This window comes from Octadecabacter antarcticus 307 (genome assembly GCF_000155675.2).
GTDB classification, from domain to species: Bacteria; Pseudomonadota; Alphaproteobacteria; order Rhodobacterales; family Rhodobacteraceae; genus Octadecabacter; species Octadecabacter antarcticus.
Genome location: NC_020911.1, coordinates 3,908,095 through 3,923,527 on the forward strand (window position 1 = coordinate 3,908,095; position 15,433 = coordinate 3,923,527).

A 15,433-nucleotide genomic window follows, 5' to 3' on the forward strand; every position below is an offset into this window, starting at 1 on the left:
TCTTCATTTTCACGAATCCCTACACCAAATCAATCTCAATAAATTTATGATAGTGAGGATTTGCATGCGTATCAAAAATTGCGCCGTTCATTATTCCATTAATGGCATAACGGGGACCTAGCACGGCTGCCGACATTTATATGTGTTCAACAAACCCTCGTTTCTGGCACATGCCCAAACCACATCGTTTGACGCTACCAAAAACCCCATTCAAATCTCAACCAGTTGTTGAAAGTTTTTGCCTCTCCTGCGTTAGCGGACATCCGCACATGACGATGATCGGATAGGAAAGTCCACAAACCTCCCCACCTCCCTGCTCCCGAAACGAAAACGGGCGGCCTGCTGCCAGACCGCCCGTTCAATCGCTAAACAACGCGCTTACGCTGCTTTGATCGACACAACCTCAAACGCGAAGGTCAAATCTTTGCCAGCCAGCATGTGATTTGCATCCATCGTCACTTCGGTTTCGTTCATCTCAACCACGGTTACTGGTATCACGTTCTGCCCATCTGGCGATTGCATCTGCAACGTCAGACCAAGTTCCAACGGGATATCCTCAGGGATTTGTTCACGTGGAATGGACTGGCGGTTTTCAGGGTTCACCGCGCCATAGGCCTCATCACATGGGATTTCGACGACCTTTTTGTCGCCAACAACCATCCCCGGCATCGCCTTGTCCAACCCCGGAATAATCTGCCCGGACCCGACTTCAAATTCCAATGGATCACGGCCATCGCTGCTATCAAACGTCGTGCCGTCTGTCAGCGTACCCGTGTAATGAATGGCAATTGTGTCGCCTGCTTTAATTTCGCTCATGGGGTTATCCTTTGTCTGCTTTAGGCGTGAATTCGCGCGCTGCCTAACAATCACGCTACAAGATTGCAAATAGCTGCGCAGCACTCCAAAATTGCCCTCATGACATACGCCTTCACCTCAAACGACGCGCGGGACGCCTTTGCCGCGTTCCCGCCCCGCTCACGCACCACATTGATGGCCGTTCGCGCGATGATCTTTGATATTGCTGCCGCCTTTCCCCCAGATCAAAACATCGGCTGCCTTAAGGAAACAACCAAATGGGGCCAGCCATCCTACGCCACACCTGACACGAAATTTGCGACCCCAATCCGGCTTGGTCTGTCCAAAGCTGACGATCCGGCTATCTTCACCCATTGCCAATCGACCGTCATGGCTGATTTTCGCGCCCTCGCCCCACCAGAATTGAAATTTGACGGCAATCGCGCCGTTCATTTGCTAAACAATCACCCGCCAAAACTGAACGAACTCGCACCATTGATCCGCGCCGCCCTCACCTATCGGCTTTGAGGCTTTCCAACGGTCAGCCTCCGTGCCAAGCTGATGACAACTGAAAGGTCTCACATGACAATCACCACCTGCATCTTCGACGCCTATGGCACTTTGTTTGACGTGGGTGCAGCTGCGCGCAACGTCGCATTGGAACCCGGGCAGGCGCAATTGGCCGCCGTCTGGGGCACGTTGTCGACGGATTGGCGCACCAAACAGTTGGAATATTCGTGGCTGCGCGCGATCAGCGGCACCTACGTTCCATTCTGGCAGGTCACACAAGACGCGCTTGATTGGGCGATGGACAACAATGGGCTGCACGACAATGCCCTGCGCGCCAAGTTACTATCGGTGTACAAAGAACTGCCCGCCTTCCCCGAAGTCCCCGCAATGCTGAAGGCGCTGAAAGAAAAGAACGTGAACATCGCGATCCTGTCCAACGGCTCCTCTGATATGCTGGTCAACGCCGTGCGCTCGGCTGGCATTGGTGAATACCTTGATGACGTGTTGTCGGTCGAAGAAGTGCAAATCTTCAAGCCCCATCGTCTGGTCTATGACATGGTTTGGGAACGCTTCGATGTGCCGCAAACCGAAGTCCTGTTCGCGTCGTCCAACGGCTGGGATGCCGCTGGTGCGGCTGGATACGGCTTTGGAACCGTTTGGGTCAACCGCGATGGCGCACCGCAAGACCGGCTTTGGGCGACTCCGCACCGCACACTCAAAGACCTCAGCACGATCCCCGATCTGGTCTGATGGCGACGTTTTCGGCGGCTGACGGCACCCAGCTTTATTACACCGACGAGGGGTTCGGGCTGCCGATCCTCGCCCTTGCGGGGCTGACCCGCAACACCGGCGATTTCGACCACATCGCGCCACACCTGCTCAAAAATGAGGCCGTGCGCCTGATCCGCATGGATTACCGCGGGCGCGGCAAGTCTGATTGGGCTGATCCGGCCAGCTACACAATCCCGCAAGAAGCGGCAGACACGATTGCGCTGCTTGATCATCTTTCCATCGACAAGGCAGCAATCCTTGGCACATCGCGCGGCGGTCTCATCGCGATGATGCTAGCAATCACCAACAAACATCGCCTGCTTGGCGTCGCGCTCAACGACATCGGCCCGCAGATCGAAGGCGCAGGTCTCAGCGTCATCAAAGACTACATCGGCCGAAATCCGCCGCAGGCCACCCTTGCCGACGCCGCCGCGTTCCGCGCCCGCGCGTGGTCACATTTCAAAGGCGTGCCAATGGATCGCTGGCTGCATGAGGTCACCAATCACTTCGCTGAAACCGCAAATGGCCTCATCATCAAATATGACCCCAAACTGCGCGACGCCGTTCTAGAGTCCGGCGCGCAACCGACCCCAGACCTCTGGCCACTGTATGATGCACTCGCGGACCTGCCGCTAGCGCTGCTGCGTGGCGATGCCTCCGATCTATTATCCGCCGTCACCTTCGAGCAGATGCGCAACCGCCGCCCCGACGCCCATGCAGCCACCGTTTTGGGACGCGGCCATGTCCCCTTACTCGACGAACCCGAATCCCTCACCGTTCTAAACGACTGGATCCTGAGCCTATGAATATCGATATGATCCGCGCCGCTGCCAAACGTCTGCACGGCCACGCGCGGCGCACGCCGCTGCTGTCGTCACCGTTCCTTGACGATATCGCGGGCCGCAAAGTCTACGTTAAACCCGAATGCCTGCAACACACAGGATCGTTCAAATTCCGCGGCGGCTGGTCGGCCCTGTCAGGCATGGACCCCGAAAAACGAAGCCATGGCGTCATCGCCTATTCATCGGGCAACCACGCGCAAGGCATCGCACTGGCCGCCCGCATGCACGGCGTCCCTTCCGTCATCGTTATGCCCTCCGATGCCCCAGCACTCAAAATCGAAAACACCAAGGCACTGGGCGCCGAAGTCGTCCTATATGACCGCGATTCTGAAGACCGCGACGAAATTGGCGCGCGTCTCGCGGCGCAGCGCGGCCTAACCCTGATCAAACCCTTCGACGATCCACTGGTGATCGCAGGTCAAGGCACCACAGGGCTTGAAATCGCACAAGACGCCAACTCCCTTGGCATCCAAAATGCTGACATCCTCGTCTGTTGCGGCGGCGGCGGCTTCTCCTCCGGTATCGCATTGGCCTGCGCGGCCGACGCCCCAACCCTGCGCATCCGTCCCGTCGAACCAGAAGGCTTTGATGACGTCGCGCGCTCCCTGATCTCCGGCAAAATCGAACGCAATGCCACGACCTCGGGCAATATTTGCGACGCGATCATCACGCCGCAACCGGGCGATCTGACCTTCCCGATCCTGCACCGCCTGTGCGGTCCCGGCCTCACCATCACCGAAAACGAAGCCTTACGCGCGATGGCGCAGGCCTTCTTGCGCCTCAAACTCGTCGCTGAACCCGGTGGCGCGGCGGCCCTTGCTGCCGCCCTTTACCGACCGAACGACATCACCGGCGACGCCGTCATCGTCACCATCAGTGGCGGCAACGTCGACCCCGCCCAATTCGCCCAAGCGCTCGCCACCCTGCCCTGACACCTCTTTCTTTCTACCCTTGTCTTTGTCTCTTAAATATCCCCACCGGAGGCTCCGGCACCTACCAAGGAAGCCTAAACCCATGACCCGCTTCACCATCGCCAGCTTCAACGTCAAAAACCTCATTGGGGCGGACAAGGAATATTATAAATTCCAATCCTACACGCCCGAAGAATCCGCGTGGAAACAGGGTTGGATGGCCGAACAACTCCTCAGCATGGACGCCGACATTGTGGGCTTTCAGGAAATCTTCGAAGAAGATGCTCTGCGCGACGTGATCGCGCTGGCCGACACATTGGGCCAAGCCTCAAACGACGCCTCAATTCCTGACAAATCCAAACGCTACCACCGCAAGGCAATTTTCCGCAAACTGGCTTATACCCCCTACTTTCAAAATGGCGGCACAACTGGTCTGGCCTTTGCCCGCAATTCTGCCGACACAGGCGAAGCAGGCCAGCGTCGCCCCGGCGTCGCGATCTTGTCGCGCTTCGGTTTCGTCGGCGAACCCGAAATCATCCAAGACCTGCCCCAACCTGTCGAAATCCCCTTCTCGGCACTGCGCGGCAGCGACACGGATGATGACGCAGGCTTCTTTCGGCTACGCCGCCTGTCGCGCCCGATCCTCAAGGCGCGCATCCCGATCCCGCAAGACCATGGCGAAGCTCAGGTCATCACCGTCTTCAACTGCCACCTAAAATCCAAGCTCGGCGAACACGTCACCCCCGCTGGCGCAGATTTTCCACCCGCCAGCGATCTGACAAATTACGATCCCGTCACCCGCGCCCTCGGCTCCCTGCGCGCCGCATTGCGCCGCATGGCAGAAGCCTGGGTACTGCGCCGCGAAATCATCGCCGAACTCGACGCCGGAAACCCCGTCATGGTCTTGGGTGATTTCAATGATGGTGAACACGCGGTCTCATCTGAAATTATCTCTGGCGAGACACCGTTCAAAAACTACGCCTGGATGCTTCGCCACGACGCACAAACCCCGCGCGACCGCTATTCAGACGCGCAAAACCTACAAATTACCGAAGACATAAACCGCGCCCGCCTGCATTCCGCCGAAAAGCTGTTCGTGCGCAAATCTGCACGCGACATGATCTATACATCGGCCTTTGGCGGCACGTTCGAATCCATCGACCAGATTTACATGTCGCGCCATTTCCACCCCGACTACGGCAATAAAATCGGTGAAATGGAATATTTTTCCGCGCTCAACGACCATCTCACTGACGGCTCACACCCAGAAGCGCCCTATAATAAACTCGCCTCGGATCACGGCCAGATCATCGCGCACATGGTGATGGGCAACGGTGGGTCATGAAAGTCGGATCATGACTGACAAAATCCAAGTCAAAGGCGCCGCACTGAACGCACAGGCCGTTGGCAAAGGACCTACAATCGTGTTTCTGCACGGCCTCGGTATGGACATGTCGGTCTTCAACGGCCTGATACACCGCTTTCCAGACCACCGAATAATCCGCTTCGATCTGCGCGGCCAAGGCCAATCAAGTGTTCCGGACGGCCCCTATACAATGGGCGGGCTGATTGCCGACACCGAAGCCGTGCTGGACCACTACAGCGCGCGCGATACAGTCGTTTTTGGCTTGTCGATGGGCGGCATGATCGCGCAAGGTCTTGCGGTGAAACGCCTTGATCTGGTGCGTGGCATGGTTTTGTGTGCCGCCGCCGCCAAGTTCGGTCAGGCCGATCCGTGGCATGCCCGCGCCGCGACCGCACGCACCAAAGGCATGACAGCACTTGTCGATGAAACGCTGACGCGGTGGAACGCAAAAGACGGTGACGAACACGCCCGCACGCGGTTTATCGCCGCCAACCCCGAAGGCTATGCCGCTTCCTGCGAAGCGGTTGCAGGCACCGATTTTTACACCCCCACCTCTGGCCTACGACTGCCGACACTTGGGCTGTGCGGCGACCGCGATAAATCGACACCACCCGACCTTGTGCGCGAAACAACCGACCTCATTCCCGGCTCAAAGTTTCAGCTGATCCACGGCGCGGGGCATGTTGCGCCCGAAACCCACGCAGACGTTGTGGCGGGGCATCTGTGTGAATTCCTCATCGGCATTGGCCACATCTGACCGCTCACGGCCCTTGCTCCTGCTCACGTCCCCGCCGCCCCCGCACTCTTGCGGCCTCTCCTCCCTCTTGCGGCCCCCGACCCCTTGCGGCTAATGCTGCACGATGGACGCCCCAAAGCGCAAACGCGCCTTCACTTTTATCCTGATCACGCTGACGCTGGACGCCATGGGCATCGGGCTGATCCTGCCTGTCATGCCAGATCTGATACGCGAGGTTAACGGCGGCACCCTTGGCACCGCTGCCATCTGGGGTGGTATTCTAGCGACCACATTTGCGGTCATGCAATTCATCTTTGGTCCGATCCTCGGCTCGCTCTCTGATCGCTACGGTCGCCGCCCCGTGCTGCTGATTTCGCTGCTGGTGATGACCATTGATTATCTGGTCATGGCTGTTGCGGGCTCCATCTGGTTGTTGTTTTTGACCCGCGTCATCGGCGGCATCACTGCGGCCACCATGGCCACCGCCTCCGCGTTCATCGCCGACATTTCCAAACCAGAAGAAAAATCCGCTAACTTTGGCCTGATCGGCGCGGCGTTTGGTATGGGCTTTGTGCTTGGCCCCGTTGTCGGCGGCTTGCTTGGTGAATTCGGCACCCGCGCGCCGTTCTATGCCGCCGCTGCATTGGGCACCGCCAACCTGATCTTTGGCTATTACGTGCTGCCCGAAACTGTAACAGACAGTATCCGGCGCCCGTTCTCGCTGCGCCGTGCCAACCCGTTCGGCGCGTTCAAGGCACTTGGGCAACTCGACGGCGTGCGCCGCCTGATCTTCCTCGTGTTCTTGTATGAATTCGCCTTCATCGTCTATCCCGCGACATGGGCCTATTTCACCAAAGAGGCGTTTGGCTGGTCCCCCGGCATGGTCGGCGCGTCCCTTGCGCTGTTCGGCATCGGCATCGCGATCGTGCAAGGCGTGCTGATCCGCCCGGCCCTGCGCCGGTTCGGTGAACGCGGCACAATCATCTATGGCATCACCTTCAACTTTCTGGCCTTCGTTGTGCTGACACAGATCACCACCGGTTGGGTCGCACTGGCGTTCATCCCGCTCACAGCCCTCGGCGCGGTGGTGACACCTGCTCTCCAAGGGTTGATGTCACAACGCGCGGGCGACGATCAACAGGGCGAACTGCAAGGCGTCATTTCATCGGCCAAATCCATGGCAATGATTTTCTCCCCGCTGGTGATGACACAATTGTTCTGGGCCTATACCAACGACGTCGGCAGCTATTTCCCCGGCGCGGCCTTTGCGCTGTCCGCTGGCGTTATGATCGCGTGCATGATGGTCTTTTTGGGCCGCCCCCGACAAACCGCACCCTAAACGGCACCACCCGTCGTTTCACACTTGCACCCAATCGGCCACACCTCCACCTTGGCAAAAAGTCACTCAAACACAGGTGCCCCATGCCCCGCATCAAAGCCGCCGTCTGCCATGCCTTTGGCGAACCGTTTGTCATCGAAGACATCGAAATTCGCGCACCCAATGATGGCGAAGTCGAAGTCACCCTTGCCGCCTGCGCAATCTGCCATTCAGACATCTCGTATGCGATGGGTATTTGGGGTGGCTCCCTTCCTGCCGTCTATGGCCATGAGGCGGCGGGCACCGTCACCGCAGCCGGACCCAACGCCAAAGGCGTGGCGATTGGTGACAAGGTCGTCGTCACTTTGATCCGCTCATGCGGCACCTGCCCAAGCTGCGCGTCGGCCCGCCCGACCAATTGCGAAGAACCCTATGACGGTGACCATGGCCCGATCAAAACTGCGGCGGGTGGCAAACTCCACCAGGCCATGGCCTGCGGCGGTTTCGCCGAAAAAGTTGTCGTTGACGCCTCGCAGGTCGTGATCCTGCCGGACGGGATTTCAATGGCGGCCGCATCACTGCTCGCTTGTGGCGTCATCACCGGCATCGGCGCGGTTGTGAACGCCGCCAAAGTCCGCCCCGGTCAGGATGTTGTGGTGATCGGCGCAGGCGGCGTCGGGCTGAACGCGATCCAAGGCGCGAAAATCGCAGGCGCGCGCCGCATCGTCGCTGTGGACATGGAACCTTCCAAACTCGACGTTGCGCGCGAATTCGGCGCAACGGATGGCGTGCTTGCGTCAACCGACCAACCATGGCGGGAAGCCAAGGCGCTGATGGGGCGCGGCGCGGACGCCGTCCTCGTCACGGTCGGCGTTGCAGCGGTCTACGACCAAGCGCCAAGATACCTCGCCAAAGGCGGCAACGTCGTCATGGTTGGCATGCCCGCCTCCGGCGCGTTCTCCAGCTACGAGGCAGCAAATTTCGCAGCCTCCGGTCAAGGCATGATCGGTTCCAAAATGGGCGACGTGGTCATCAAACGCGACATTCCGTGGATGGTCGATCTATACGCCCAAGGTCGGTTGAAACTGGACGAACTCATTTCCGGCACGTGGACCCTCGATCAAATCAACGAAGCCATTGCCGACACCAAAACCGGCGCAGCAAAACGCAATGTCATCGTGTTCTAGCCATACGCGCTGCCATACAGCTGGTGCACGTTGTGTGTACACGATGTGCCACCCTTGTTTTCACAACGTTTTTCCCTAATCGGAGCCCACCATGAAACTCCAGGACCTCGACATCATCATCACCGCGCCCCCCGCCCCGGGCTGGGGTGGCCGCTATTGGATTCTGGTGAAAGTCACGACAGACACTGGTGTTACCGGCTGGGGCGAATGTTACGCATCCTCGGTAGGTCCAAACGCGATGACTGCCGTGATCAAAGACGTGTTCGAACGCCACATGGCTGACGAAAACCCTGAAAACATTGAACTTATGTTCCGCCGCGTCTATTCAAGCGGCTTTACCCAGCGCCCTGACCTCACGGTCATGGGGGCATGGTCCGGCCTCGAAATTGCCTGCTGGGACATCTTAGGCAAAGACCGCGATCGTCCGGTGCATGCCCTGATCGGCGGGCGGCTGAACGATAAAATCCGCGCCTACACATACCTTTATCCGCAAAAACACCACCCGCTACCAGACTTCTGGGCAAGCGCCGACATGGCCGCTCAAGTCGCTGTAACCTTGGTGGAAAAAGGCTACACAGCCGTCAAATTCGACCCCGCCGGCCCCTATACAATCCGCGCCGGCCACATGCCATCGCTGCACGACATCGAAACCTCCGTGCTGTTTTGCAAAACCATCCGCGACGCCGTAGGCCCCCGCGCCGACCTGTTGTTTGGCACCCACGGGCAATTTTCAACCGGTGGCGCGATCCGCATGGGCCAAGCCATCGAACAGTTCTCTCCGTTGTGGTACGAAGAACCTATTCCGCCAGACGCCGTTGAAGAAATGGCCAAAGTTGCGCGCGCCGTCCGTATCCCCGTCGCCACCGGTGAACGCCTGACAACAAAGGCCGAATTCGCGCAAGTGCTGCGCGCAGGTGCGGCCAATATCCTGCAACCCGCTTTGGGTCGCTCTGGTGGCATCTGGGAAACCAAAAAGATCGCGACGCTGGCCGAAGTTTACAACGCCCAAGTCGCGCCGCACCTTTACGCAGGGCCTATTGAATGGGCCGCCAACGTCCAACTCGCCGCGACGCTGCCCAATATCCTGATGTGCGAAACGATTGAAACGCCGTTCCATGACGCCCTGATAAAATCGTCAATTACAATTGAAAACGGCTACATCCACGTGCCAACCGCACCGGGCTTGGGCATTGATGTGGACGAAGCCCTCGCGCGTGCGCACCCGCTCACCGATGACGGTCTGCACCTGCAAATGCAAAGCGACCCGATCAGCTACCACACGCCAAATCTGTTTGCAGGTGGCGCGCCCGTCAAAGCCTAATAACCTCCCATTAAGGTTAATGCGCTACGCTCTGTCTTCATCACAGGTGGAAAAACTGTCTTTTTCCGCTTCATCTTGGCCAATACAACTCAATTCTGTCCTATGTCCCACACGCCACGCCTGCTAGTCATGAACAAAGTTCAAAAGGACACGACATGGCTGGAAAAGTCGAACTTCGCCGCGCAACACTACGCAACACTATGATTTCAAAAGCAGAAACACGGATTACGGCGAATGGTCTGAAAAACCTGCGCGCGCGTGATCTGGCAAAGGACGCGGGCTGCGCGCTGGGGGCGATCTATAATGTCTTCGGCGATCTCAACGATCTCGTGCTCGCGGTAAACGCCCGCACTTTCAAACGGCTTGGCACAGCAGTTGCAGACTCGTTGGCCGACGCCCCACAAAACGCAACACAGCAGCTTATCGTGATGTCGCACGGCTACCACCGCTTCGCCGCCGAAAACTTCAACACGTGGCGCGCGCTGTTCGATATCGAACGCGCACCAGGGCAAGCAGCGCCCGACTGGTACCTGAACGAAATGGGTCAACTGTTCGCCTACATCGACGCGCCGCTGTCGGTTATTTTCCCCGAACATACAGCCGAGGATCGCGCACTTTTGACCAAAGCACTGTTCTCAAGCGTACATGGAATCGTTCTTTTGGGGCTGGATGAAGCATCAGCAGGGGTTCCCGCCGCGCAACTAGACGAAATGATTTCGCTTACTCTCAGTCACTTAGCCTCTAAATCCTGACCTTAATGAACGGCGTTCATAGAATACTTGATCGGCCTGTCCACATTTGCTAAATCTAATTCATGAACACAGTTCATGGTGTAATGTGAAGACCGCCAACACGACGCTCGGAAGACCCGCATCAAAGACATGATGGGGCAAGCGCAGGACATCAATGCGCCCTGCCTGTGTCGCCCAACTCTTAAAGGGCAGGTCGGCGGGGCGCACCTTTTTGTTACTCTGGTCAATCCCGCGACCCTGCGTCAAACTCCAAAGGATGACACCAATCATGGCCCTTCCCCGTAAATTTGCAGCCAGATTTGTCGGCCTTGCGATAACGCTGTTTGCGCGGTTCATCACGGCGGTGCGTGCAGATTGGCAAGGCATCGAACCAATCAATAAACAGCGGGTCTATTTCGCCAATCACGTCAGCAACGCTGATATGCCAATGATCTGGTCGTGCATGCCACCCAATATCCGCCGCGACGTGCGCCCGGTGGCCGCCGCCGATTACTGGCTGAAAAACAAGCTGCGCGCTTTTGTCGGACCCGAAGTTTTTAACTGCGTTCTCGTGGATCGTCGCCCGGAAGCGCGCGATGCCAACCATGACCCGATGCAGAACATTCTGGATGCTTTGGACGATGGATCATCACTGATTATTTTCCCCGAAGGCAACCGCAACATGACCGACGATCCGTTGCTGCCGTTCAAATCGGGGCTTTATAACATGGGCAAGGCCCGCCCCGATGTCGATCTGGTGCCCACGTGGATCGCCAATGTCACCGAGATTATGCCAAAAGGCGAGGTGATCCCGCTGCCCCTGATCTGCACCGTCACCTTTGGCGCCCCGATCCATGTCGGGACCGATGAATCCAAAGACGACTTTCTCAAACGCGCATCAGGCGCCCTTGTCGGGTTGGCCCCAAAGGATGTGCGCCTATGACGTCGACAAACACCGAAATCCTTAGTCTGTTCATTGGCGTCTGCGGGCTTCTTACGCTGCTGACTATTTTCGGCGAAGTTCTTCGTGCGCGCCTCGACAAAGGCCACGAAAATCCGGTCATCGAAACCTTCATGACCCGTGTGCGCAGCTGGTGGGCCATCGTTATCTTGTTCACGCTGGCGCTGATCGCGGGCACGGGTGGTATTATCGTGCTGTTCGCATTCGCGTCTTTTGCCGCCCTGCGCGAATTCCTGACGCTGACCAACAAACGCCGCGCTGATCACCTCGCGCTCGCGCTTGGGTTCTTTGTCGTGTTGCCGCTGCAATACCTGTTTGTTGGCCTTGGTTGGCAGGCGCTTTATACGGTGTTTATCCCAGTCTATGCGTTCTTGATGCTGCCTATAGTCTCAGCGCTGCGCGGCAATCCCGACCGTTTTCTGATCCGCGTAGCTGAAACTCAATGGGCGCTGATGATCGCCGTTTTCTGCATGTCCCACGTCCCTGCGCTGCTGATGGTCGACGTCGCGGGCTACCCCGCTGATCGCGGCGTGTTGCTGATCGCCTTCCTTATCATGGTGGTGCAAATCGGTGATTTGTTGGATTTCTTCTTTGGCCGTCGCATCGGCAAAACCCGCATCATTCCGAACCTGTCCGCCAAAACATGGGAAGGTATGGCCTGCGGCGTCGTTTGTGCCGCCATTATCGGCGCGTTTTTGGCGTGGATGACACCCTTTGGCATTTTCGGCGCTGCGGCGATGGCGGCGCTGGCATCGACCGCTGGCATGTTCGGCAATCTGGTCTTCGCGGCGATCAAGGCTGATCGTGGCGTCAAAGACTGGTCACACCTGATTCCGGGCCAAGGCGGATTTGTCGATCAGCTGGACAGCGTGATTTTTGCCGCACCGATCTTTTACCACGTCACCCAGTTGATCTGGGGTTAGCGGGCCCCATTATCGAACCCTAAAATCCCCAACGACCGGATAGTGATCCGTCGCCCATTCACCATCAAATTGACCGCGGACCGAGAACGTCTCTCCCACAGGCACAATCCGTTCGGACCCGCCGATGCGGTCAATCGCCGGAAATAGGTTCAGCCCGCGATTAAAGTGGAATTTAGACCCCTGCGCGGGCCAGAAAGTGACATTCGCATCCTCAAGAAGACCCAATGTAGCGGACCCGCGAATGGCGTTGAAATCACCGATGACAAAAACCGGCATGCGCTGCATTGGTTCGGCGATCCGTTGTGCCACCAACGCCGCAGACAAACGCCTATTCGATCGGCTGCGATATTCTGTGTGCAGGTTATAGACGCGGAATATTGTGCCGTCGCGGCCCTCAAATTCAGCCCAGCTCGCAAACGCAGGCCACGAACCGTTGAACGTACGCGAATAAATAACGTCCGGCGTATCGGAGAAGAAAAACCACCCTTGATCGCGGAGCAAAAGGCGGTCTTTGCGATAGAAAATTGGCTGGGTTGACGGGAAAGTTGACGGATCGCCCACCGCCGCTGCTGCGTAGTCTAGATTTTGGCTTTCTAACCAGTCCAGCGTCAGATTGGCAGGCGCTTGCCCGCGCCCGAAACTTTCCATTTCCTGAAAACCTATGACATCCGCGTCAAGCGTTTTGAACGCCGTTTGCAGCGGCCCCTTGCGGCGTTCCCAGTCGCCAACGGACCAATCCCCCTGCGAACGGCCCAGCCAGATATAGTGCACATTATAGGTGGCAATGCGCAGCGTGTTGGGCTTTGGGGCTTGCACTGGTTGCGGCAGGCTGTTGCACGCGATCATACCAATCAGAACACCAACCAGCGCCGCGCACAATATGCCAAATCGCTTCAGCCAACGTTGTACAATCCGCACTATGGCAGGACCAATATTGCGCGAAAATCATTCACATTTGTCATCGTCGGTCCGGTCACCACCTGCGCGCCGACGCTGGCAAAAAACCCGTGTGCATCATTGTTGCGCAAAGCCGCTGCAGCTGAAATCTCCATCGCTTCGGATAACGCCAATGTGCTTGGGTCGCCGATTGCGCCCGCGACCTCAGCCGCGCCGTCAACACCGTCTGTATCACAGGCGATCAGATGGATTTTCGGATGACCCTTCAACGCCACAACTGCCGCCAAAGCGAATTCAGCGTTCGGGCCACCGACACCATCCCCGCGCCGCGTCACCGTGCATTCACCACCCGACAACAACAGCACCGGATGGCCCAATCGTTGCGCCGCGATCTCAATCGCCAGTGCCGCCTGCGCCGCTGCAACCTCGCGCGCCTCGCCTTCAATCGCGTCGCCCAAAATACGAACCTCAACGCCTGCGGCCGTCGCAATCTCTGCCGCCGCTGCCAGCGATTGTGACGGGGCCGCGATGATCAGGTTCTCAACCCCAACCAGACGCGGATCGTCAGCAGCCATTGGATTGCCGCCCGTTGCAAGAAACGCCGCAATTGCAGCGGGTGGTTCCACGCCCCATGCCGCCAACGTCGTGACGGCAAGCGCCGCGTCGCCTGCGTATCCAACCGTTGGACCGCTTGCGATATCGCTTGGGTCATCTCCCGGCACATCCGAGATCAGCAGCGCATGCAATTTCGCGGGATAAATAGCCACCGCCAACCGCCCACCTTTCACGGCCGACAGCTCCTTTCGGATACGATTGATATCGCCAATCGGCATCCCGCTGGCCAACATCGCGGCGCTTAAGACTTGTTTGTCGGCCAAGGTGATCCCGTTCGCGGGCGCGCACAACAACGCTGATCCGCCACCAGATACAAGCATGACAACCGTGTCGTCCGCCCCCAATCCGTCGGCAATGTCCAACAGTTGCCGCGTCGCATCAACCCCCGCACGGTCCGGCACTGGATGGGATGCTTCAACAATTTCAATGCCCTGACAGGGCCGTCCATAGCCATAGCGGGTAATTACGAACCCGTCGCACGGGCCCCAAGTGGCTTCAACTGCCTCAGCCATTCGTGCCGATGCCTTGCCCGCACCAAGCACGACAACGCGCCCCTTGGGTTTGAGCGGCAAGGCGCGCGGCACACACAGCATCGGGTCCGCCCGCGCAACCGCCGCCATAAAGAGGGCGCGCAAGAATCTATCGGGGTTTTCCAGATCAGCCATGTCGTGTCGTCCCTGTCTGCGCCCTTTCTTAGGGCAGTTCCACAATGCCAACCCGACTGCTTAATTGCCAGACGGACGCGAACTCATCGCTTTGCGAAATCTCGCTCCAGCACACTTTCATGTCCTCCGAAAAGTTGATGTCATCGAACAGAACAAGCGCGCCTTTGTCGGCCACGCTGCGCACAAGTTCAAACTGGTTCACCACGAAATCGCGGGTGTGGATAGCGTCGATCAGCGCAATGTTCACCTTATCGGCGATAACCCCGATATTACCCTCAAACGTGCCCAACGTTAGCACATGCCGATCACTGACCTTGTCGAAATTGGCCTGCGCAATCGGATTCCAAATCTCATTGGGCTCAAAGCTATACATCTTACCATGATTGCACAGGTTCAGTCCGGCCAGCCAATACATCCCACTGGCCCCAAACGCGGACCCGAATTCGAGCACAGCCGCCGGTTTTATCTGGCTCACCAGCCAGGTATAAAACTGACAAAACTCCACCTTGGTGCGCACGTCCTGCATCTTGCGTTTGGGATGGTCGTCAATCACGCGACCATAGTTTTCAACTTTCTTATATTCATCCCAAAGGGGCAGTTTTCCAAGCTCGTTTGTGCGCTTGATCGTCGCCTCAATGTCTTCAAAGACTCTGCTGTTTGCGGCGATAAACGCGTCTTTTTGGGCCTCAAAGCTGGCAAACACATCCGCGATCTTGCTGTCGCCGCGCACCCGCAGCTTTCGAATTCTGAACACCATCTGCCCCACCAAGACTCTTTGATTTTGCTGCATCTTTACACAGGTGAGCCGCAGCGACAAAGCCAATTCGCCCTTTCATTTCAAAGGTCGTTGGGCGATTCACCGCAGCTTTGTTGCGTAAATCGGC

At 57.8% G+C, this 15,433-nt stretch carries 17 protein-coding genes; 12 read left to right on the forward strand and 5 right to left on the reverse strand.

Annotated elements, in window-relative coordinates; genetic code table 11:
• Positions 1-378: 378 nt before the first annotated feature.
• Positions 379-816, reverse strand: a complete 438-nt coding sequence (locus OAN307_RS19960; RefSeq protein WP_015501345.1) for an FKBP-type peptidyl-prolyl cis-trans isomerase — start codon at positions 814-816, stop codon at positions 379-381.
• A gap of 99 nt (positions 817-915) precedes the next feature.
• On the opposite strand from OAN307_RS19960, the gene OAN307_RS19965 reads away from it, so the two are divergent.
• From OAN307_RS19965 to OAN307_RS20010, 10 genes are all read left to right on the forward strand, one after another.
• Positions 916-1,323, forward strand: coding sequence for a DUF1801 domain-containing protein (locus OAN307_RS19965; RefSeq protein ID WP_015501346.1), 408 nt, complete (start codon positions 916-918; stop codon positions 1,321-1,323).
• A 54-nt stretch (positions 1,324-1,377) separates the two neighbouring features.
• Complete coding sequence (locus OAN307_RS19970) at positions 1,378-2,055, forward strand: haloacid dehalogenase type II (protein ID WP_015501347.1); 678 nt, start codon at positions 1,378-1,380, stop codon at positions 2,053-2,055.
• On the forward strand, positions 2,055-2,882 hold the full coding sequence (locus OAN307_RS19975) for an alpha/beta fold hydrolase (RefSeq protein ID WP_015501348.1): 828 nt from the start codon (positions 2,055-2,057) through the stop codon (positions 2,880-2,882). The genes OAN307_RS19970 and OAN307_RS19975 overlap by 1 nt, the downstream gene beginning before the upstream one ends.
• On the forward strand, positions 2,879-3,850 hold the full coding sequence (locus tag OAN307_RS19980; protein ID WP_044044100.1) for a threonine ammonia-lyase: 972 nt from the start codon (positions 2,879-2,881) through the stop codon (positions 3,848-3,850). The genes OAN307_RS19975 and OAN307_RS19980 overlap by 4 nt, the downstream gene beginning before the upstream one ends.
• 82 nt (positions 3,851-3,932) lie before the next feature.
• On the forward strand, positions 3,933-5,174 hold the full coding sequence (locus OAN307_RS19985; RefSeq protein ID WP_015501350.1) for an endonuclease/exonuclease/phosphatase family protein: 1,242 nt from the start codon (positions 3,933-3,935) through the stop codon (positions 5,172-5,174).
• A gap of 10 nt (positions 5,175-5,184) precedes the next feature.
• Positions 5,185-5,952: an alpha/beta fold hydrolase gene (locus tag OAN307_RS19990; RefSeq protein ID WP_015501351.1), complete on the forward strand. Its 768-nt coding sequence runs from the start codon at positions 5,185-5,187 to the stop codon at positions 5,950-5,952.
• A 103-nt stretch (positions 5,953-6,055) separates the two neighbouring features.
• On the forward strand, positions 6,056-7,270 hold the full coding sequence (locus tag OAN307_RS19995; RefSeq protein WP_015501352.1) for a TCR/Tet family MFS transporter: 1,215 nt from the start codon (positions 6,056-6,058) through the stop codon (positions 7,268-7,270).
• Between the two features lie 83 nt (positions 7,271-7,353).
• A complete protein-coding gene (locus tag OAN307_RS20000; protein WP_015501353.1) occupies positions 7,354-8,436 on the forward strand; it encodes a Zn-dependent alcohol dehydrogenase in 1,083 nt (360 codons plus the stop codon).
• 91 nt (positions 8,437-8,527) lie between these two features.
• The gene (locus OAN307_RS20005) at positions 8,528-9,757 is read left to right on the forward strand and encodes a mandelate racemase/muconate lactonizing enzyme family protein (RefSeq protein WP_015501354.1); all 1,230 of its coding nucleotides are present in this window, start codon (positions 8,528-8,530) and stop codon (positions 9,755-9,757) included.
• Between the two features lie 155 nt (positions 9,758-9,912).
• Entirely contained in the window at positions 9,913-10,509 is a 597-nt protein-coding gene (locus OAN307_RS20010) for a TetR/AcrR family transcriptional regulator (RefSeq protein WP_015501355.1), read from the forward strand.
• A gap of 60 nt (positions 10,510-10,569) precedes the next feature.
• Here the strand turns inward: OAN307_RS20010 and OAN307_RS20015 are convergent, their stop codons facing one another.
• Positions 10,570-10,779, reverse strand: a complete 210-nt coding sequence (locus OAN307_RS20015) for a hypothetical protein (RefSeq protein ID WP_044044103.1) — start codon at positions 10,777-10,779, stop codon at positions 10,570-10,572.
• On the opposite strand from OAN307_RS20015, the gene OAN307_RS20020 reads away from it, so the two are divergent.
• Entirely contained in the window at positions 10,778-11,431 is a 654-nt protein-coding gene (locus tag OAN307_RS20020) for a lysophospholipid acyltransferase family protein (protein ID WP_015501356.1), read from the forward strand. The genes OAN307_RS20015 and OAN307_RS20020 overlap by 2 nt on opposite strands.
• Positions 11,428-12,372, forward strand: coding sequence for a phosphatidate cytidylyltransferase (locus tag OAN307_RS20025; RefSeq protein WP_015501357.1), 945 nt, complete (start codon positions 11,428-11,430; stop codon positions 12,370-12,372). The genes OAN307_RS20020 and OAN307_RS20025 overlap by 4 nt, the downstream gene beginning before the upstream one ends.
• A gap of 9 nt (positions 12,373-12,381) precedes the next feature.
• Here the strand turns inward: OAN307_RS20025 and OAN307_RS20030 are convergent, their stop codons facing one another.
• From OAN307_RS20030 to OAN307_RS20040, 3 genes are read right to left on the reverse strand one after another with little or no spacing between them, the layout of a single operon-like run.
• Complete coding sequence (locus OAN307_RS20030) at positions 12,382-13,290, reverse strand: endonuclease/exonuclease/phosphatase family protein (RefSeq protein WP_015501358.1); 909 nt, start codon at positions 13,288-13,290, stop codon at positions 12,382-12,384.
• Positions 13,290-14,549 carry a glycerate kinase type-2 family protein gene (locus OAN307_RS20035; RefSeq protein ID WP_015501359.1) on the reverse strand — a complete coding sequence of 420 codons (1,260 nt, stop codon included), beginning with the start codon at positions 14,547-14,549 and terminating at the stop codon, positions 13,290-13,292. The genes OAN307_RS20030 and OAN307_RS20035 overlap by 1 nt, the downstream gene beginning before the upstream one ends.
• A 28-nt stretch (positions 14,550-14,577) precedes the next feature.
• The gene (locus tag OAN307_RS20040; RefSeq protein ID WP_044045026.1) at positions 14,578-15,306 is read right to left on the reverse strand and encodes an O-methyltransferase; all 729 of its coding nucleotides are present in this window, start codon (positions 15,304-15,306) and stop codon (positions 14,578-14,580) included.
• Between the last annotated feature and the right edge of the window lie 127 nt (positions 15,307-15,433).